Raw genomic sequence first — 18,356 nt, 5'->3', positions numbered from 1 at the left:
GGCGACGGCGACTTGCCCCCGGAATCGGTCCGCCACGCGATGACCGAGGATTCCGGGACGCGGGTGCGGCGCTGGTCGGCCAGGGCCGCCTACCTGTTCGCCGCGGTGACCATCGCGGTGCCGGTGGTGTTCGCCGGAGTGGTGGGCACGGTCGGGCTGCTGATCGTGGGGGCCGGCGGTGTCGTGGTCACGACGGCGGCGCTCTATTGGTTGCTGACCCGGTACGGACTGCTGCGCTGGGCGTCGCTGGTCATCGCGGCCCTCACCCCGATCGTGGTCGTGGCACTGTTCGTGCGTGCGCATCTGCTGTGGGTGGTGCTGCTCGCCGCGGCGGCCGCCCTGGCCGCCCTGGCCTGCGCGCGGATCGCCCTGCGCCCGGAGACTTCGCGCACCACCGCCCCCGAACTACCCGCCGCCCGGGCCCGGCACCCGTTCCTGATCATGAATCCGCGTTCCGGCGGCGGGAAGGTCGAGCGGTTCGAGCTGCCGCGCCGGGCCGAGGAGCTCGGGGCCGAAGTCGTGCTGCTGACCGGCCAGGTCGATGTCGTCGCCCTGGCTCGTGCCGCCGTGGCGCGCGGCGCGGACCTGCTCGGCGTCGCCGGTGGTGACGGCACGCAGGCCCTGGTCGCGGGTGTCGCGGCCGAGCACGGGCTGCCGTTCCTGGTGATCAGCGCGGGGACCCGGAACCATTTCGCGATGGACCTGGGGCTGGATCGCGCTGATCCCGCCGCCGGTCTCGACGCGCTGAGCGACGGGGTCGAGTTGCGCGTGGACCTGGGCCGGATCAATGGCCTGCCGTTCGTCAACAACGCGTCGTTCGGTGTCTACGCCGAGATCGTGCGCAGTCCCGCCTACCGCGACGACAAGACCGCGACGGTGCTGCGACTGCTCCCCGACCTGCTCGCGGGTCATCGCGGCAACCATCTCGTCGCGCGGATCGACGGGACGACCGTCACGGGCGCCCAGGCGATCCTGGTGAGCAACAACCCGTACGGCACCAGCGACCTCGCGGGCCTGAGCCGCCGCGAACGGCTCGACCGGGGCCTGCTCGGCGCGGTCACCCTCACCGTCGCGAGCACCCGCGACGCGGTCGGCCTGATCCGCCGCACCCGCAGCCGCGGCCTGACCCAGCGCACCGCGCCCGAGGTCACCGTCGACGCCGACGCGCCACGTATCCCGGTCGGTGTCGACGGCGAGTCCCTCGAACTCGACACCCCCGTCCGGTGTGTCGTCGAACCGGGCGCGCTGCGGGTGTGGGTGCCGAGGAACCGGCCGGGAACGCCACCCGCCGCGCCCACGATCGATTGGCTCCGGTTGCGCGATCTGGCCTTCCGCGGCCGGTGATCCGGGCCGATTCCACCGCTGCCGGATCGTCGCAAGTGAACGGACGGAAAACGGCACCGGACAACGATTCCCCCGGACTGTGACGACGACTACACCGTATATCCGGCTCGCGTGAACAAAACTCTCGATGGACACCGATGTCCACCATTTCCTCCACCCGAAATAGTGTGCGCGCCACCGATAATCCGCTGCGGCCGCCCCCGTCTATTTTGATCAGAAAGTATTGTTCAGCGGATCGGTGACCGCACTCACAGGCATGAATTCCGGCGCTCTGGCTATAGCATCGAACCCGCCGAGGCTTCCCGGGAATATCCACCGTCGAAGATCCAGAGCATCAGTGGTGTCACATCGACGTGCCCCTTTTCGAATCCGTCTTCCGCCGCTTCGGCCTGTATTCGTCACGAGGTGAACCCGGTCATGGAATACACCCACCTGTCCGAATTCGAGATCCGCCCCGGAATGCTGTCGATCTGGACCCCGGAACTGCCCGGTGCGGCCTGGCAGCCCGACGCCCGCCCGCTCACCAGCGTGCACGCCGGATACTGCGCCGGAGTCGACCCGGCCGACCCGCTGCCGGGTCGTGGCCGCTGGATCGGCACCGTGTTCGAGATGGACGCCCCGTTCCTGGCCCAGGCTTGGCGGGAGACGCTGCGGCGCTGGCACGCGCGCCACGAGGGCCTGCGCACCACCGTCGATCCGTCCGCCCGCACCCGGCTCACCGCCGCCGTGGACGACCTGGTCCTCGCCGAACAGCCCATCGACGGGCTCACCGACGGCACCGAGATCAACGAATTCCTGCGGGGCGCACTGGAACTGCGCCTGTCGCCGCTGGTGTGGCCGCACTGCCTGGCCGCCACCGTCGAGCATCCGGACACCGCCGACTTCACCGTCGTGGTGGCCGCCGATCACTCGGTGCTCGACGCCTACTCGCAGGCCATCCTGATCCTGGAACTGCGCGCGCTCTACCGCGAGGCGGTCGAGGGTCTGCCGTCGCGGGCGTCGGCCACCTTCGGCAGCGCCGCCGACTTCGCGGTGCTCGAACGAGCGGCCGCCCTAGCGCTCCAGCCCTCCTGCCCCGCCGTCACGACCTGGCGTGAATTCCTCGCAGGCGGGTCCATGCCGCGCTTCGCCCCGCACGCCCAGCGCCCGGTCGAGGCAGGCCTGCCGCAGCCCAGCGTGTCGCGCCGGGTGCTCGACCTGGCCGACCTCGAACGGGTCGAGGCCGCGCTGGACGCGATCCGGCACCGCCTGTCGGTGGCCGTGTTCGCGGGGCTGGCGCTGGCCAACCGGCAGCGGTTCGGTGAGAGCGGGTTGCGCACCGTCATGCCGATCGCGACCCGGCCGGATCTGCGCTGGCTGGAATCGATGGGCTGGTTCGTCAATGTGGTGCCGGTCGACATCGCCCTCACCGACACCGACGGTGTCGCCGACGCGCTCGACCGCACCCGCGCCGCCCTGCGCCGCGCCCGCACGGCAGGCGACGCGTCGTGGAGCCGCGTGCTCGAACTGCTGCAGGTCGCCGAGACGCCGCGCTTCGGCGTCTCCTTCCTCGACATCCGGGTGCTGCCCGGCTACGAACTCGTCGCCGACCTGCGCGGACGCACCCTGCGCGCCGAGTCGTACTCCCCCGACGAGGTGTTCCTGTGGGTCGTGCGCGCCGCCGACGGTCTCTACGTCTCCACCCGCTACCCGGCCGGTTTCCCCGCAGAGGTGATGGAGGAATTCCTGACCGAGTTCGGCCACGCACTGCGCGCGATCACCGCGATGGAGTCCGCGCCGGCACCGCACGCGCAGCTCGTCGCGGCCGCGCACTCCGCCGCCGACCCGGTCGGGTACGCGCAAGCACCGGACGCCTCCCATGGCGCCCCGGACCCGCTGACCGGCGCGGCCCAGGTGGGGTGAGCGGATGCGGGCACTGTTGGCCTTCACCGGCAGCCGGGGCGACGCGCAACCCGGCATTCTGCTGGCCCACGCGCTGCGCGAGCGCGGTCACGAGGTGACGCTCGCGCTGGCGCCGAACCTCGTCCCGTTCGCCGAGGCGCACGGCATCGCGGCCGTCCCGTACGGCTACGACAGCGCCGCGCTGCTGCTGGCGCAGCGCACCGACACCCGATTCGGCAGCCGCGACCCCCGTGCCCGGCTGCGCGCCGCGCTCGATCTGCAACGCCGCGGCGTACCGGAAATGGTGCGTGACCTGCGCGCACTCGTGCCCGGACACGATGTGGTCGTGGCCGGTATGGCCGGCGAGGAGGCCGCGGCCGCGACGGCGCGGGCACACGGCCTGCCGTTCGCCGCGCTGCACTTCTTCCCGATCCAGCCCAATACCGCCGTCCCGGTCGTGCCCGCCCCGTGGGCGCGGCGTCTGCCCGCAGCCGTGCACCGGCTCGGCTGGACGATCCTCACCGGTCTGCGCGCCGCCGCCCTCGCCCCGATCCTGCCCCGCGCGCAGGCCCACACCGCCACCGTCGCGATCCAGGCCTACGACCCGGACCTGTTCCCCGGCCTGCGCGCGCAGCTGCCCGGCCCGTTCACCGGCTTCCCGACCGACCGCGACGGCCTGCTGCGGCCACCCGCCGATCCCGATCTCGACGCCTGGCTCTCGGCGGGCAGCGCACCGGTCTATGTCGGCTTCGGGTCGATGGATGTCGGCGATCCGCTCGCCTTCGCCGCGATGCTGCGGGAGGTGTGCGCACGGCGCGGCCGACGGCTGCTGCTGGCCAGCGGCTGGAGTCCCCTCCCGCCGGAAATCGACGAGGCGGTGGCGGTCGTGGCGCACGTCGACCACGCCGCCGTGCTGCCGCGCTGCGTCGCCGCCGTGCACCACGGTGGCGCGGGCACGACCGCGGCCGCGCTGAGAGCCGGTGTGCCCCAGGTGATCTGCTCGGTGCAGGCCGACCAGCCCTACTGGGGCGCGGCCCTGCGGCAGCTCGGCCTCGCCGCGACCGTGCGAGCGAAGGACCTCACCAGCGACCGGCTCACCGAACTGCTCGACCGCGTCGCCGATCCCGACGTCGTGCTGCGCGCGGCCGCGTACGCCACGGACTACACCGACGACGGTGTCGACCGCGCCGCCGACACCGTCGCGGCCCTGGCCGCCCCGATCCCCGCCCCCAGGAGGCTCCGATGAGCACCGACCTCGCCATCCGCACCACCGGACTCGGCAAGTCCTACGGCGATTTCCAGGCCGTCGGCGGCGTGGACCTCACCGTCGCGGCCGGTTCCGTCTTCGCGCTGCTCGGCCCGAACGGCGCGGGCAAGACCACCACCGTGCGCATGCTCGCCACCCTCGTGCGTCCCGACCGCGGCAGTGCCGAGATCTTCGGCTACGACATCGTGCGCGACGCCACCGCCGTGCGCTCCCTGATCGGGCTCACCGGCCAGTACGCTTCCGTCGACGAAACCCTCACCGCCGGGGAGAACCTGCGCCTGTTCGCCCGCCTGCTCGGCTTCTCGCGCCGCGCGGCCGCCGACCGCAGCGCCGAGCTGCTCGCGGAATTCGAGCTGTCCGCGGTGACCGACCGTCCGGTGGCGCAGTTCTCCGGCGGCATGCGGCGCAGGCTCGACCTGGCGGCGACGCTGATCACCGATCCCCCGCTGATCTTCCTCGACGAGCCGACCACCGGCCTGGACCCGCACACCCGCGACAAGATGTGGGGCGTGATCCGGCGCCTCGTCGCCCGGGGCGCGACCGTGCTGCTCACCACGCAGTACCTCGAGGAGGCCGACGCACTCGCCGACCGGATCGCCGTCATCGACCGCGGCGCGATCGTCGCCGAGGGCACGGCCACCGAACTGAAGTCCTCCATCGGCGAGCAGGTGCTGCGGCTGGACCTCGCCGACCCCGCCGACTCCGCCCGCGCCGAGGGGATCGTCGTCGGGCTCACCGGCGAGATCCCGGAGGGTTCGACGGCGGGCACCCTCACCGTCGCCCTGGCCGACGCGGGTACCGCCGCCGACATCGTCGCCGCCTGCCGCGCGGCCGCGATCCCGTTGCGCGGCTTCGCCGTCGACCGTCCCGATCTCAACGAGGTCTTCCTCGCTCTCACCGGCACCGCCGCCTGACCCGCGAAAGCCCGAGGCCCGCAATGACTCTCACCGCCACCGAGATCGCCCCCGCGCCCACGACGATCGACCGCCGCCCCCGCGTCACCCGGGTGGGGCCGCGCGCCGCGCTGTTCCATGCGCTGATGATGGCCTGGCGCGGCCTGCTCACCTTCCGCCACAGCCCGCAGCTGCTCTACGACGCGCTACTGCTGCCCATCGTCGGGCCGGTGCTGTTCGGCAGCATCTTCGGCACCGCCATCGCCGGGAGCATGCAGGCGTACCTGCCGATCCTCATCCCCGGAGTGCTCGTGCAGATCGTGCTCACCTCGTCGGTGGCCACCGGCGTCCAGCTCTCCGAGGACATCCGGTCCGGCGTATTCGACCGGTTCGTCGCCATGCCGATCGCCCGCTCCGCGCCCGTCGCCGGCGCGCTGCTGGCCGGGGCGACCCGTTATGTGCTGGCCGCGACGACCGTGGTGATCGTCGGATTCGCGATGGGCTACCGGCCCGAGCACCCGCTCGGCTTCGCCGCCGGGGCGGTGCTGGTGGTGCTGGCCACCACGGCGATCAGCTGGCTGTTCGCGTTCATCGGGGTCACCGTGTCGCGACCGGCGGCGGTGCAGGGCATGTCGATGCTGGTGCTGACCTTCCTCAGCTTCGCCTCCAACGCGCTGGTTCCCGAGGAATCCATGCCCACCTGGCTCGCCTTCGTATCCGACTACAACCCGGTTTCCTATCTCGTGTCCGCGGTGCGCGCGCTCGCCGAGGACGGTGTCGTCGGCACCGACGCCCTGTGGTCGATCGTGGCCTCGTTCGCCGTGGCCGCCGTCTTCGCGCCCCTGACCGTGCGCACCCTGCGCGCCCGCTGAGGAGTTCCCATGACACTCACCGCCCCGGCCGCGACCACGCTCGCGCCCGCCGCCGTCAACCGCCTCACCGCCGACGACGACCTGTTCCTGAAACTGCACAGCCTCTACGGCAACGCCCTGGTCAACCAGCTCGCCTGGCGCTTCGACGAACCGCTGCCCCACCCGGTGCTGACCCGGCTGCACGCCCACCTCGCGCAAGGTTTCCTGGCCCGGCGCGTGCACCCCGCACGGCTGCCGTTCGCCCGCCCGTACTGGCTGCCCGCCACCGATTCGCTGCCGCTGGACCTGGACACGGCACCGGTGGCCGAGGCCGAGATCCTCGACTGGTTCTTCGACCGCGGCCGCGTGGATTTCGACCCGGCGACCGGACGCGTCTGGCAGCTCTCGGCGGCCCCCACCGTGTCCGGGGGAACACTGGTCTCGCTGGTGACCTCCCATGTCGTCTCCGACGGCGGCGCGGTGCTGTTCGCCGTCGGTGACGCACTGGCCCGGCTGGCCGCGCACGAGCAACCCGACCGCGCCACCAGCTCCGGACACCTGGTCGGGACCGCGCCACGAAACCCGTTGCGCGTGAACCTCTCCGACGCCGCCGGGCAGACCCGCGCCATCGCACGCGGTATCCGCGCGGCCATCGCGAGCCGAACCGTCACCGAGCCTGCCCGCAACCCCCGACCGCCACTGCCCGAACTCCCCCACCCCGCGCGATGGGCGCCCGCCGACCTCGTCGCCCAGATCGACTTGGACCAGTGGGAAACCGTGGCCCGCCGTCACCACGGCACCACCAACGGCCTGCTCATCGCCGTGGGCGCCGGTCTGCTCGGCCGTTCCGGCAGGGTCGGCGACGCCGCCGAGATCCGCGTCGACGTCCCGCACTCACTGCGCGTGCCCGGCGATCCGCGCGCCAATGCCACCACCGGTCTGCCGATCGCCCTCACCTACCGCGCCGGGGAACCCATCGACCTGGCCGTCGTCCGCACGGCCGTCAAGCAGGCGGCCACCGCCTACCGGGACCCGGCCACCACCCCGGCCCTGCAACACCTGCAACCACTGCAGATGGTGCTCCCGCAAGCGGTCCTGCGCTGGTTCGCCCGCACCGCCAAGGCCCCGGAATGCCTGTGCACCAACCTGGGCGAATCCGCCCTCGGTGTGGCCGATTTCGCCGGGCACCGCGCCACCGCGGTACTCATGCGCCCGGTGGTCTGCGCCAACGATCCGGCCATGTTCCGGCGCGTCGAGGTCGGGGTCAACCTGTCGTTCTCCACCGACGGCCACACCGTCACCCTCGCCGTCACCGGCGCCGACCCCGACCGCTTCCCCACCCGCGCGAGCCTGCGCGAGCAGCTGACGGCCGAACTCGCGTCCTGGGACCTGCGGCCGCACTACTGGTAATCACCCTCTCCGGGTGAGGACGGCATGCGGGTAGGCGTGTTCGCTGGAGACGTGAACGACTACCCACCGATCGACGAGCACGGCATCGTCGGGGATCTGCAGACCGCGGCACTGGTCTCGGCGGACGGGACGATCGACTGGTGGTGCGCGCCGCGCTTCGACTCACCCAGCGTCTTCGCCTCGCTGCTCGACAGCGACAAGGGCGGACACTGCGCGGTCGCGGTCGACACCTCCCACACGGTCACCGTCCGCCAGCTCTACCTGCCCGACACCGCGATCCTGCTCACCCGGTTCAGCGGGCCGGACGGCGTCGGCGAGGTCGCCGACTTCATGGAACCGCTCCTCGACGACGAACCGGCCGAACGGCACCGGCTGGTGCGCGTCATCCGGGTGGTGCGCGGCACGCTCACCTTCACCCTGAGCTGCCGCCCGCGCTTCGACTACGGGCGCGCCACCCACACCCTCGACCCGATCGACGACCACGCCGCCGTCTTCGACTCCCCCGTGGCCGGTCTGCACCTCGAGACCTCCGCCCAGATCGCCCTGCGCGCCGACGGCACCGACGCCGTCTCGGCCTTCACCCTGACCGCCGGTGACGTCGCCGGCATCGTGCTGACCACCACCGCCCCGGGCACGAAGCTCACCGAGCGGGCGAGCTACGACAGTGTCCGCGAGGCGTTCGACCGGTGCAGGCTCTACTGGCAGACCTGGCTGCGCACCTCCACCTACCGCGGTCGCTGGCGCGACATGGTCAACCGGTCCGCGATCACCCTCAAACTGCTCACCTACCACCCGACCGGCGCGCCCATCGCCGCCGCCACCATGGGCCTGCCCGAACAGATCGGCGGCGAACGCAACTGGGACTACCGCTACACCTGGATCCGGGACGCCTCGCTGTCGGTGCGGGCGCTGATGGATCTCGGCTTCACCGAGGAGGCGCACGCCTTCCGCGACTGGCTGCGCGAACGCGTCGGGGCGGGCGGCACCGCCTCGGGCGAACCGTTGCAGATCATGTACCGGGTCGACGGCGACCCGCACCTCACCGAGGAAACACTCGACCACCTGGCCGGCTACCGGAATTCGGCACCGGTCCGGCTCGGCAACGGCGCCGCCGACCAGATCCAGCTCGACATCTACGGCGAGGCCGCCGACGCCCTGGCCCAGGCCACCGGCATCGCGGGCATCGCCGGGTGGAAGATGTTCGCCGGACTCGTCGACTGGTTCGCCGACAACTGGGACCGCCCCGACGAGGGCATCTGGGAGACCCGCGGCGGCAGGCAGAACTTCACCTACAGCAGGCTGATGGCCTGGGTGGCCTTCGACCGCGCGATCCGCCTCGCGACCGAGCAGGCCCGGCCCGCCGACCTGATCCGCTGGCGCACCGAACGCGATGCCGTGTTCGCGCAGATCATCGAGCGCGGCTTCGACCCCGAACGCCGGGCCTTCGTGCAGCACTTCGACACCCATGTCCTGGACGCCTCGCTGCTGCTCATGCCGCGCATGGGATTCCTGGCGGCCTCGGACCCCATGTGGCTGAGCACCCTGGACGCGATGGAACGCGAACTCGTCAGCGACAGCCTGGTCTACCGGTACGACCCGGAAGCCTCACCGGACGGATTGCGCGGCACCGAAGGCACTTTCAACCTGTGCAGCTTCCTCTACGTCGAGGCGCTCGCCCGCACCGGCCGGGTCCAGCAGGCCCGCTACGCCTTCGACAAGATGCTCACCTACGCCAACCACGTCGGCCTGTTCGCCGAGGAGATCGGCCCCTCCGGCGAACAACTCGGCAATTTCCCCCAGGCCTTCACCCACCTGGCCCTCATCGCCGCCGCCCAAGCCCTCGACGAGGAACTCGACCGCGCCGAATCCCGCGACTGACCCGACACAGGAACAGCCGACCTCATGGCTGTTTGTGGACCACGCCGTCCTTCATGACGAAATCCACGGTGCCGGTGACGTCGATGTCGGTGAACGGGTCGCCGGGCATGGCGATGATGTCGGCGATCTTGCCCGGCGCCAGCACGCCGAGATCGTCGAGCTCGAGCAACTCGGCGGCGACGCTGGTAGCGGCCTTCAGCGCTCGTGCGTTACTGATCCCGGTCGAGACCATCATCGGGAACTCTTTCCAGTTGTCCGCGTGCGGGAACATGCCCGCATCGGTCCCGAACGCGATCTTCACCTGTGATTCCGCGACGAATGTGGCGCCGTCGAGCAGCGCTCGACGATGGACGCGGTACTTGTGCCGCTTGTAGGCGGGCTGGTGAGCCCAGTAGGCGTCGTCGTCGACGCGGCGGGCGTCGTCGAGCATCGTGTACTGGGTGGGCACCAGGAAGACGTCCTCGTCGATCATCATCCGCAGGGTCTGCGCGGTGGCCAGGTTGCCGTGCTCGATACTGCGCACACCGGCGCGGACCGCGCGCTGGACACCTTCGTCGCCCAGGCAGTGCGGGGTGGCGTGGCGGCCGAGGTCGCGTGCGGTGGCGACGAGGGTGTTCATTTCCTCTTGGCTGTAGGTGGTTTGGGCCGGGTCGTCGGAGGGGCTGGAGAATCCGCCGGTCGCCCCGAATTTGATCCAGTCGGCGCCCGCGCGGATCTCGGTGCGCACCCGGGTCCGGATCTCGTCGCAGCCGTCGGCGGCGGCCATCTCCAGCAGGCGGTGTCCACCCTGGAACTGCGCGTCCAGGATCGCGCTGAAGTCGCCGTGGCCACCGCGCGCGGAGATCATGTGCGGCGCCACCAGCATGCGCGGACCGACGATCAGACCGGCCGCGATCGCGTTGCGCAGATCGAGGGTGTTGTATTCGAGGTCGGCGGTCATCAGGTCGCGGATGGTGGTGAATCCGTTGAGCAGCATCGTCTTCAATACCGGCAGGCTGGCCAGCGCGATCGCCGCACCGGATTTCGCGATCGCCGGCGCCAGGGCCGGCGTGAGGGTGACGTGGGTGTGGCAATCCATGAAGCCCGGTGTCACCGTGTGACCGGCCAGGTCGATCACGACCGCTCCGTCCGGGACGGGAAGGTGCTCGCCGATCGCGCTGATCCGATCCTTGTCGACGAGGATGTCGCGCACCCCGGCCGGGGAATCGGTGAGCCCGTCCCACACGGTCGCACCAGTGAGCAGAGTGGTCATTCGATACCTCCAAGGCGTAGCGCCACACCGGACGGATCGGATTGCTTGGAGCTTGCTGTTACGGAAGGCTCGATCATAGGCAGTCATCGAGCCTTGTCGCGGGAGGCCGCGGCCCTTTCGCCGCCGTCGGCCGAGCTACCCCTGGGCGAGGGTGGAGTCGACTGTCCGGGACGGCTCACTTCCGCCAGAACAGGTGGTGCACGACCCCGCTCGCGCTCGGCACCTTCTCCAGATGGAACCGGTCGGTGAGCTCGTCCGGACTCTCCCAGAGCCGTTCCCCCCGACCGAGCACCACATCTGGGACCATCGCGCAGTGCAGGGAGTCGATCAGGTCGGCCGCGAGGAACTCCCGCACGGTCGCCACCCCACCGCCGATGCGCACGTCCTTGCCGTCGGCCGCCGCGAACGCCTCCTTCAGCGCGTCCGCCGGTGACGCGGCGAGGAAGTGAAACGTGGTGTCGCCCAGCGTGAACGAGGGCCGGGGGTGATGGGTGAGGACGAAGACCGGGGTGTGGAACGGCGGCTCGTCGCCCCACCAGCCCTGCCAGTCGTAGTTCTCCCAGGGCCCGCGCTGCGGCCCGAACTTGTTGCGGCCCATGATCTCGGCGCCGATGTTGTTGTGGAAGTCGCGCGTGAAGTAGTCGTCGAGCCCTTCACTGCCGCCCGGCTCCGAACGATTCGGCCAGTGCGCCGTCGCCCCCGCCCAGGACGCCAGTTTCGACGGATCGGCATGCCCGAACGGGCGCTCCCGGCTCTGCCCCTCGCCTGCCCCGAACCCGTCGGCCGACAGCATGAAGTTCTGCACCCGCACCCGCTGAGCCATCCCGAACCCTTCCGATCGCACCGGTCAAGTAGTTGCGAACCTACTCCTGCGGTGTGACACATCGGCTCATGGCTGGTACTGCTGCACGAACACGGTGTCGACCCCCAGCCGACCCACCGCCGACGCGCCGCCCGGGTGCCCGAGCGGCTCGGCACGACCTGGCAGCGGCTCGGTGAAGAATCGCGCGTTCTCGGCGATGAACTCGTCCTGCCCGTCGGGCATGTCGTCTTCGTAGTAGATCGCCTCCACCGGGCACGCCGGTTCGCACGCACCGCAGTCGGTGCACTCGTCGGGCTGGATGTAGGCCATCCGGTTGCCCTCGAAGATGCAGTCGACCGGGCACTCGTCGACACAGGCACGATCCAGCACATCAACACACGCGGCACCGATCACGAACGCCATACTGTCCTCCTCTGCCGAGCAACCCCGCGAACCGGGCTCGCCCCCAATCCTGGGCCGTTCCCGCACGCCGGAGTAGTGGTCAGCTGCCGACCACCTCATAAACCAGCCTTATGGGTGGCACCGCCGCCGATCCCGACCGCACCGATGACTTTCCGGCGCATCCGTCGTCTATACCTCCGGGTACCTACAGACAGGAGCGTTCCGCCATGACGAAACCGCTACGCAGCGGCCCGACCGCGGTACGGGCGAACGGAGTGGATCTCGGGATCGAAAGCTTCGGCCGCACCGAGGACCCGCTGATCCTGCTGGTCGGCGGCACGACGATGATGTCCTGGCCCGACGCGCTCTGCGAGCGGCTCGCCTCCGGCGGACGCCGCGTGGTCCGCTACGACCTGCGCGACTCCGGCGGTTCGACAACCCTCGATCCGGACAATCCCGCCTACGATCTGCGGGACCTCGTCGCCGACACCGCCGCGCTGGTCGCCGCGCTCGGTGCCGGGACAGCGCATCTCGGCGGCATCGGTGTCGGCGGGATGGTCGCCCAGGTCGCCGCCCTGGACCACCCTCACCTGTTCTCCGCGCTGACACTGGTCGGCACCAGGCCGGTCGCGCCGGGCCCGGTCGACGACGACCTACCCGACCACGACTCAGCGATCCTGGGCGACCTGTTCTCCCGTTCGCAGCCGGACTGGACCGACCGCGACGCTGTCGCCGCGTTCGCCGCCGAGGCAGCGGAGCCGCTGGGCAACGATCCGGCGGAGACCCGGGTGACAGCGGCCCGGATCTGGGACCGGACACCCGCGGCCGATCCCGCGGTGCATCGGGCGAACCAGCTCGGAATGGTGTTCTCCCGCATCGACTGCGCACCCCGCTGGCGAGGCCGACTCGGCGACCTCGATCTGCCCACGCTCGTGGTGCACGGTCGCGCGGACCCGTTCTTCCCGGTCGGCAACGGCGAGGCCCTCGCCGCCGAGATCCCCGCCGCACGTCTGCTCGTCCTCGACAACATGGGTACCGCCCTGCGCGCGTCCTCGGCCGACCGGGTCGCCACCGCGATGCTCGCCCTCTAGCGCCGGACTGCCCCGGTAGGTTCGTGGGCATGGAGAACGACGGACCGAGCCGCACCGCGCTCATCACCGCGTACGCCCGAGCCCACCACCAGGTCGTGGACCGCCCACAGATCTTCACCGACCCCTTGGCGGTGCCCCTGCTCGGGGTCTCCGCGGCGGAACTGGCCGACCAGCAACTCGGTGACGTGGTCAGCGATCGGCCCCGCCGCCTGTTCTTCGCCGCGCGCTCTCGCTTCGCCGAAGACGCCGTAGCCGAGGCCGCCGCCGCTGGTGTGCGGCAGGTCGTGATCCTCGGCGCGGGCCTGGACACCTTCGCCTACCGCAATCCGTTCCCCACTGTGCGGGTCTTCGAGGTCGACCACCCCGCCACCCAAGCCTGGAAACGCGAACGCCTCGCCGCCGCCGGAATCGAACTCCCCGAGACGCTGACCTTCGTGCCGGTCGACTTCGAAACCCAGACGCTGGCAGCGGGATTGGCGTCCGCCGGATTCCAGCGGTCGGAGGCGGCCGTGTTCGTGTGGCTCGGCGTCGTCTTCTATCTGACTCCGAACGCCGCCCACGCCACGCTCGAATACATCGCCGGTCAGGGCGCCTCGGTCGAGGTGGTGTTCGACTACCTGCAGCCCGCCGACAGCGACGACGGCCGCGCCCACCAGCAGGCCCGCGCCGATCGCCTGGCCGACATCGGCGAACCCGTGTTCAGCTACTTCACCTCCGACGACATCGCCACCCAGCTACGCGATCTCGGCTTCACCGACATCGACGACCATTCCGCCCCCGACCTCCTCACCCACTACCTCGACCGATCCCCGACCGTCGAAGCCGAACCGCCCGCCGCCCTGCGCGCGATCCGCATCCTGCGCGCGAGGCGCTGAGAACCCGGCGAGTCCCCCACGTCCGGCCCGAGATCGCGTCGCACCTATTGATGTTTCGTGCTCACCACTGGTCGAGCCGACGTTGTCCGCGCCGGTTGATCTCGCGCCATCGTTCCGCCTCGACGCGCTCGCGGATCGCGTCCACCGTGGGGTCCGGTGGGATGCCGCTCCGGCCAGACGATCACGCCGATGACTACCGCGATCGGCAGCCCGAACACCAGGACCCACCCGAGCGCGATCACCCGTCGGCCCGCAGGTCTGCGAGGTTTGGCGGGGCCGGTTGCTCATCGCGCGCTTCGGCCGCCGTGAGCCAATCGGCGACGTTGTCGAGCGTCCCCGACACGACCACCCGGAACGGGCTGTAGAGCTGCCACCCGTACGGCGGTTCGGGTGCTCGCCGGATGGCCATCGACCGGCGCGCGGCCCGCTTGGTGAGCGCGTGCAGGCGAGGCTGTACCACTGCGTTCATGACGCGCGCCGCTTCGGTTCCCACCGATCGAGCGCGGCGAGTAGCCGCCGGATCACTTCCGGCGGCGCGATCGTCACCGGGTCGGGGCGCTCGGATTTCGGCGTTTGTTGGGGTAGAGACACGTTCCCCTCCTGGTCTCGCTCGGGTTCCGCTCACGGCGGGGACTCTCGAAGTTCACCCGCCGTGAGCGTTGGGGAAAATCCTGCGCGCCACACACCAGGCGAACCGGTGCCGATGAACCACCGTGCGAGGTAGGGGGATTCCCCCTACCTGACTCCCTGGTGAGACCACACCAGCGGCCATATCCTGGGGTGACCTCTTCGCGGAGGACAGCGCCCCGGCCGACGGGCCGGGGGTATCCGCGAGGCGGTCCCCACCCCGCGAAGAAGGCAGGCCGCTATGCCGACTCCTGACGAACTCGCCGCCCGCGCGATAGGCGAGCGCATCCAGAACATCCGCACGCGGACCGGCCGAACCCGCTCCGTCGTCGCCGGACTCGTCGGCAGGTCCGAGGATTGGCTACGCGACGTCGAAAAAGGCCGCCTCCAGCACCCGCCGGGGCTCGAGCTATTGCTCAAGATCGGGCAGGCGCTCGGCGTGCGGGATTTGACCGAGATCACCGGCGAGCACGAGTTGCTCGTCGGCATCTCGCGCCGCGCCGGGCACCCCGTCGTTCCTGCCATCCGCGAGGCGATCGAGGGTGTCGACCTCACCCCGGCCCCGTCGCCGATCGACACCACCGAACTCGCCGCGCGGGTCGAGCGTGCTTGGCGTCTGTGGCACACATCGGCGACCCCGCGCGCCGACGCGGGCGCGATGCTGCCCGAACTCATCCGTGACGGCCGCCGAGCCCTGCGCACCCTCGACGGGGCCGAACGGCGGGCCGCCGCTGCTGCCCTGTCGGGTGCCTACGCCCTGTCCGAGCAAGTCCTGGCATGGGTCGCCGACGCCCCGCTGTTGTGGCTCGCCGCCGACCGGTGCATGTCGGCCGCCGAGATCGCCGACGACCCCGTGACGCTCGCGTCCGCGTCCTGGGTACTCGGCAATGTCTGGCGCTCGACGGGCCGTGAGGAAGACGCCTACCGGCTCGCGGTCGACGCCGTCGCGCTACTCGAGCCGCACCTGGACGGCGACCAGGACGCGCAAGCACTCTGGGGTGCCTGCCAGTTGCACGGCGCGATCACCGCCGCCAGGATCGGCCGGGAGGGTGACGCGCTGCGCGGGATTGATCAGGCCATGGGGATGGCGCGTGCGCTCCCCGCCGGCTCGGCGCACCCGTGGACGCTGTTCGGCATCGCGAACACCGAAATCAGCGCGGTGTCGGTACAGGTGGACTTGCGCAAGTCCGGCAGCGCCCTCGACGCGGCGAGCGTCGTCGACCCCGACGCGGTGCCGTCGGTCGACCGCCGCTCGCGGTTGTGGCTGGAGCTGTCGCGCGCGTACGCACAACAGCGTGACTGGCTCGGCACGCTCGGCGCGCTGCGCACCGGCACCGCTGTCAGTGAGGAATCGATGCGGTGCCATCCGCTGGCGCGCTCGCTCGTCGCCGAACTGGTCACGAACGGCGGTCGGCTCAACGAGCGCGAGTCGCGCGCCCTGGCGGGACGGCTCGGCGTCACGGCCTGACCGAAGCGCACCCGGTGGGCCGAGAGGCACCTACCGGGACCGAATCCGCGCCGGGTGCTCGAACCTCACGGCTGACCCGGGGAGGATCACCTCTCGGACGAACCGCCCGCCGAACCGGACCCCAGGACGCACAGCGGATTCGCCACCATGGCCGCCTGCGCCGAACCCGACGACGAACCGGTGATTCCGGAGTCGACCGGCGGAGTGTTCGGCACCGGTGCCGCGGGGTCGCCCGAGCCGCCGGTCACCATCGACTCGCCGTCGAGCGATGTGGGGGCCGGGACATCGAGCAGATCAAGCACGGTCGGTGTGATGTCGGCGAGGGTGTAGCCGTTGTTCTGCGCACCCGCCGCGAACCCCGGCCCGCGCGCGATCACGAAACTGGCTGTCTCGTAGGCGCTCTGTCCACCGTGCCCGCCCTCCGGCTTGTGGCCGTGATCGGTGGTGACCAGAATCGTCCACCGCTCGTTCGGATGCGCCGCCGCCCGCGCGTCCACCGCGTCAGCGATCTCGCCGACCAGGCCGTCCGCGCGGCTGATCGCATCGCGATACGCCTGCGGCCAGATTCCACGCAGCGTGTGACCCACGATGTCCACCTGATCGAGGTGGGTGAACAGCAGATCGGTCCCGTCATCGGTGATGGCCGTGACAGCCTCCGCGGTGGCGGCGGAATCGGCGGTGGTCTCGCAGATCCCGGCACCGGTGGGATCGATCTGGGTGACCGCCACCCGGTCGGCGTGCGGGCTGCCGGTGCGCGCGATCATGCCGATCGTGTCCCAGGTGCCGATGGAGGCCGTCGACAAGGCTGGACGCTCCCGCTCCACTTGGGTGAACACTGTCGGATACTGCGCAAAAGGTGCTGCGTTGCAGGTGGACCCATTGTCCTGGATCCCGTGCTTGGTGTCCCACACGCCGGTCAGCGCCGTCGCCCACGAGACGCACGACATCGTGGTGTGCGGGGCGATGGACGTGCGTGCCAGGGTGCCCTCGGCGGCCAGGCGGTCGAGGTTCGGCGCATCGGCCGCCGACACCTCGCTCCACAGTGTGCCGTCGATACCGATGACCACGACCTTGTTCACGACCGGAGTCGCCGGGGCGGGCGCCGCCACCGCGAACGGGACAGCAGCCAGGGCGATAGCCGCGAGTACGCGGTGAGTGCTAGCCATGTGCGGGACCGTAGTTGCCGAGCGAACCCACCACCCCACGAATTGGACAATCGACCGATACAGTCCCGCCCACCGGGAACCCCGACCCGGCGACAAGCCCCGGGTCGAGCGGCTCACGTCACCGCGCGAGAGGCAGCACTGTCGCCAGGCTGCGCAGGGCCGCGAGGTAGTCCTCGTTCAGGACCTGAATCGCGACGTGACCCGCCCCGGCATCCAGATGCTCGGCCAACCCGGCAGCCACCCGGTCGGGTTCCCCATGGAGCGCGAGAACGTCGATGAGCCGGTCGCTGCCCGGAGTCGTCAGGTCCTCCTCGGTGAAGCCGAGCCGGCGCAGATTGCTGACATAGTTCACCAACCCCAGATACATCGGGATCATCTTCCGGGCGACAGCCCGCGCGCGCTCGGGGTCACCGTCGACGACCACCTTCTGCTCGGCGACGAGCAGAGCATCCGCACCCACGACCCCGCGAGCGATCCGGGTGTGCTCCGGCGGGGCGAGATACGGCAGCGCACCGGCGGTCCGGTCCCGAGCCAATTCCAGTACTCGCGGACCGAGCGCCGCCAGCGCCCGGCTCTCCTCCGGCACCCCCGCCGCGTCGAGTTCGTCCAGATAACTCACCAGCGCGTCATACGGCTTGATCGCCTCCGCCCCGTTGGCTTCACGATGACCGGCGCCGATGCCGAGCAACAACCGCCCGGGAAACCGCTGCTCGATCCGATGGAAGGACTCCGCCACCTCACCGGCCCGCGCCGACCAGATATTGACGATGCTGGTTCCCACGGTCAACGATTCCGTCGCCTCCAGCAGCGACTCGGCCACCGACAGATCCGCCGGCGGCGACCCACCCAGCCACACCGCCCCGAACCCCAGCTCCTCGATCTCCCGCGCAGCCTCGGGAGTGAACCCCAGGTACCCACGCCACACACCGTATGTTCCGGCAAGCTTCGTCATGCCGGACGCAACCGCCACCCACCCCGCCCTATTCCCGCCCATACCTCTGCCGAGCGGCGCGAGGACGGCACCGGGGCAGCCACACCCGGGTACATGACGCGAACCCCGGATTCCGTCCACCAGCCGGTCTGCGACGTAGAGTACTTCCCGCGTGAGTTCGATCGAGCGACATCAGCGGCCATCGCCTCGGCGCGCTC

At 70.8% G+C, this 18,356-nt stretch carries 16 protein-coding genes; 10 read left to right on the top strand and 6 right to left on the bottom strand.

What is annotated here, in order from left to right; all coding sequences use genetic code 11:
- Positions 1-39: 39 nt before the first annotated feature.
- From ACFC06_RS02715 to ACFC06_RS02685, 7 genes are all read left to right on the top strand, one after another.
- Positions 40-1,344 carry a diacylglycerol/lipid kinase family protein gene (locus tag ACFC06_RS02715; protein WP_375935159.1) on the top strand — a complete coding sequence of 435 codons (1,305 nt, stop codon included), beginning with the start codon at positions 40-42 and terminating at the stop codon, positions 1,342-1,344.
- Positions 1,345-1,761: 417 nt separating this feature from the next.
- Entirely contained in the window at positions 1,762-3,246 is a 1,485-nt protein-coding gene (locus ACFC06_RS02710) for a condensation domain-containing protein (RefSeq protein ID WP_375927159.1), read from the top strand.
- Positions 3,247-3,250: 4 nt separating this feature from the next.
- Entirely contained in the window at positions 3,251-4,471 is a 1,221-nt protein-coding gene (locus tag ACFC06_RS02705) for a glycosyltransferase (RefSeq protein ID WP_375927156.1), read from the top strand.
- The gene (locus ACFC06_RS02700; RefSeq protein WP_375927153.1) at positions 4,468-5,406 is read left to right on the top strand and encodes an ATP-binding cassette domain-containing protein; all 939 of its coding nucleotides are present in this window, start codon (positions 4,468-4,470) and stop codon (positions 5,404-5,406) included. The genes ACFC06_RS02705 and ACFC06_RS02700 overlap by 4 nt, the downstream gene beginning before the upstream one ends.
- A gap of 23 nt (positions 5,407-5,429) precedes the next feature.
- Complete coding sequence (locus tag ACFC06_RS02695; protein WP_375927150.1) at positions 5,430-6,257, top strand: ABC transporter permease; 828 nt, start codon at positions 5,430-5,432, stop codon at positions 6,255-6,257.
- A 9-nt stretch (positions 6,258-6,266) separates the two neighbouring features.
- Positions 6,267-7,646, top strand: a complete 1,380-nt coding sequence (locus tag ACFC06_RS02690) for a hypothetical protein (RefSeq protein WP_375927147.1) — start codon at positions 6,267-6,269, stop codon at positions 7,644-7,646.
- Between the two features lie 51 nt (positions 7,647-7,697).
- On the top strand, positions 7,698-9,524 hold the full coding sequence (locus ACFC06_RS02685; protein ID WP_375927144.1) for a glycoside hydrolase family 15 protein: 1,827 nt from the start codon (positions 7,698-7,700) through the stop codon (positions 9,522-9,524).
- A 22-nt stretch (positions 9,525-9,546) separates the two neighbouring features.
- On the opposite strand, the gene ACFC06_RS02680 is transcribed toward ACFC06_RS02685, so the two are convergent.
- The 3 genes from ACFC06_RS02680 to fdxA form a co-directional block, all read right to left on the bottom strand.
- Complete coding sequence (locus ACFC06_RS02680) at positions 9,547-10,776, bottom strand: amidohydrolase family protein (RefSeq protein WP_375927141.1); 1,230 nt, start codon at positions 10,774-10,776, stop codon at positions 9,547-9,549.
- 175 nt (positions 10,777-10,951) lie between these two features.
- A complete protein-coding gene (locus ACFC06_RS02675; protein ID WP_375927138.1) occupies positions 10,952-11,599 on the bottom strand; it encodes a dihydrofolate reductase family protein in 648 nt (215 codons plus the stop codon).
- 66 nt (positions 11,600-11,665) lie between these two features.
- Positions 11,666-12,001 carry a ferredoxin gene (gene fdxA, locus ACFC06_RS02670; RefSeq protein WP_375927135.1) on the bottom strand — a complete coding sequence of 112 codons (336 nt, stop codon included), beginning with the start codon at positions 11,999-12,001 and terminating at the stop codon, positions 11,666-11,668.
- A 206-nt stretch (positions 12,002-12,207) separates the two neighbouring features.
- Here fdxA and ACFC06_RS02665 point away from each other — a divergent pair, with 206 nt between their 5' ends.
- Both ACFC06_RS02665 and ACFC06_RS02660 read left to right on the top strand, forming a co-directional pair.
- Positions 12,208-13,071: an alpha/beta fold hydrolase gene (locus tag ACFC06_RS02665; protein ID WP_375927132.1), complete on the top strand. Its 864-nt coding sequence runs from the start codon at positions 12,208-12,210 to the stop codon at positions 13,069-13,071.
- Between the two features lie 29 nt (positions 13,072-13,100).
- Positions 13,101-13,946, top strand: a complete 846-nt coding sequence (locus tag ACFC06_RS02660) for a class I SAM-dependent methyltransferase (protein ID WP_375927130.1) — start codon at positions 13,101-13,103, stop codon at positions 13,944-13,946.
- Positions 13,947-14,184: 238 nt separating this feature from the next.
- Here the strand turns inward: ACFC06_RS02660 and ACFC06_RS02655 are convergent, their stop codons facing one another.
- Positions 14,185-14,415, bottom strand: a complete 231-nt coding sequence (locus tag ACFC06_RS02655) for a hypothetical protein (RefSeq protein ID WP_375927127.1) — start codon at positions 14,413-14,415, stop codon at positions 14,185-14,187.
- Between the two features lie 399 nt (positions 14,416-14,814).
- On the opposite strand from ACFC06_RS02655, the gene ACFC06_RS02650 reads away from it, so the two are divergent.
- A complete protein-coding gene (locus ACFC06_RS02650) occupies positions 14,815-16,041 on the top strand; it encodes a helix-turn-helix domain-containing protein (RefSeq protein ID WP_375927124.1) in 1,227 nt (408 codons plus the stop codon).
- An 86-nt stretch (positions 16,042-16,127) separates the two neighbouring features.
- Here ACFC06_RS02650 and ACFC06_RS02645 read toward each other — a convergent pair whose 3' ends face one another.
- Positions 16,128-17,207, bottom strand: coding sequence for an alkaline phosphatase family protein (locus ACFC06_RS02645; RefSeq protein ID WP_375927121.1), 1,080 nt, complete (start codon positions 17,205-17,207; stop codon positions 16,128-16,130).
- A gap of 118 nt (positions 17,208-17,325) precedes the next feature.
- Positions 17,326-18,201 carry an LLM class F420-dependent oxidoreductase gene (locus ACFC06_RS02640; RefSeq protein WP_375927118.1) on the bottom strand — a complete coding sequence of 292 codons (876 nt, stop codon included), beginning with the start codon at positions 18,199-18,201 and terminating at the stop codon, positions 17,326-17,328.
- Between the last annotated feature and the right edge of the window lie 155 nt (positions 18,202-18,356).

The sequence above is a fragment of the Nocardia sp. NPDC056064 genome, assembly GCF_042266925.1.
GTDB lineage: Bacteria > Actinomycetota > Actinomycetes > Mycobacteriales > Mycobacteriaceae > Nocardia.
Note: the sequence above shows the minus strand (reverse complement) of the source record. Positions and strands in the feature narration are given on the sequence as shown.

Excerpts from the sequence above, each read along its gene's own strand:
- ACFC06_RS02710 (WP_375927159.1), top strand. The coding sequence starts at position 1,762 with ATGGAATACACCCACCTGTCCGAATTCGAGATCCGCCCCGGAATGCTG.
- ACFC06_RS02640 (WP_375927118.1), bottom strand. The coding sequence starts at position 18,201 with ATGGGCGGGAATAGGGCGGGGTGGGTGGCGGTTGCGTCCGGCATGACG.
- ACFC06_RS02650 (WP_375927124.1), top strand. The coding sequence starts at position 14,815 with ATGCCGACTCCTGACGAACTCGCCGCCCGCGCGATAGGCGAGCGCATC.
- ACFC06_RS02715 (WP_375935159.1), top strand. The coding sequence starts at position 40 with ATGACCGAGGATTCCGGGACGCGGGTGCGGCGCTGGTCGGCCAGGGCC.
- ACFC06_RS02695 (WP_375927150.1), top strand. The coding sequence starts at position 5,430 with ATGACTCTCACCGCCACCGAGATCGCCCCCGCGCCCACGACGATCGAC.
- ACFC06_RS02675 (WP_375927138.1), bottom strand. The coding sequence starts at position 11,599 with ATGGCTCAGCGGGTGCGGGTGCAGAACTTCATGCTGTCGGCCGACGGG.
- ACFC06_RS02665 (WP_375927132.1), top strand. The coding sequence starts at position 12,208 with ATGACGAAACCGCTACGCAGCGGCCCGACCGCGGTACGGGCGAACGGA.
- ACFC06_RS02705 (WP_375927156.1), top strand. The coding sequence starts at position 3,251 with ATGCGGGCACTGTTGGCCTTCACCGGCAGCCGGGGCGACGCGCAACCC.
- ACFC06_RS02645 (WP_375927121.1), bottom strand. The coding sequence starts at position 17,207 with ATGGCTAGCACTCACCGCGTACTCGCGGCTATCGCCCTGGCTGCTGTC.
- ACFC06_RS02700 (WP_375927153.1), top strand. The coding sequence starts at position 4,468 with ATGAGCACCGACCTCGCCATCCGCACCACCGGACTCGGCAAGTCCTAC.
- ACFC06_RS02680 (WP_375927141.1), bottom strand. The coding sequence starts at position 10,776 with ATGACCACTCTGCTCACTGGTGCGACCGTGTGGGACGGGCTCACCGAT.
- ACFC06_RS02655 (WP_375927127.1), bottom strand. The coding sequence starts at position 14,415 with ATGAACGCAGTGGTACAGCCTCGCCTGCACGCGCTCACCAAGCGGGCC.
- fdxA (WP_375927135.1), bottom strand. The coding sequence starts at position 12,001 with ATGGCGTTCGTGATCGGTGCCGCGTGTGTTGATGTGCTGGATCGTGCC.
- ACFC06_RS02690 (WP_375927147.1), top strand. The coding sequence starts at position 6,267 with ATGACACTCACCGCCCCGGCCGCGACCACGCTCGCGCCCGCCGCCGTC.
- ACFC06_RS02660 (WP_375927130.1), top strand. The coding sequence starts at position 13,101 with ATGGAGAACGACGGACCGAGCCGCACCGCGCTCATCACCGCGTACGCC.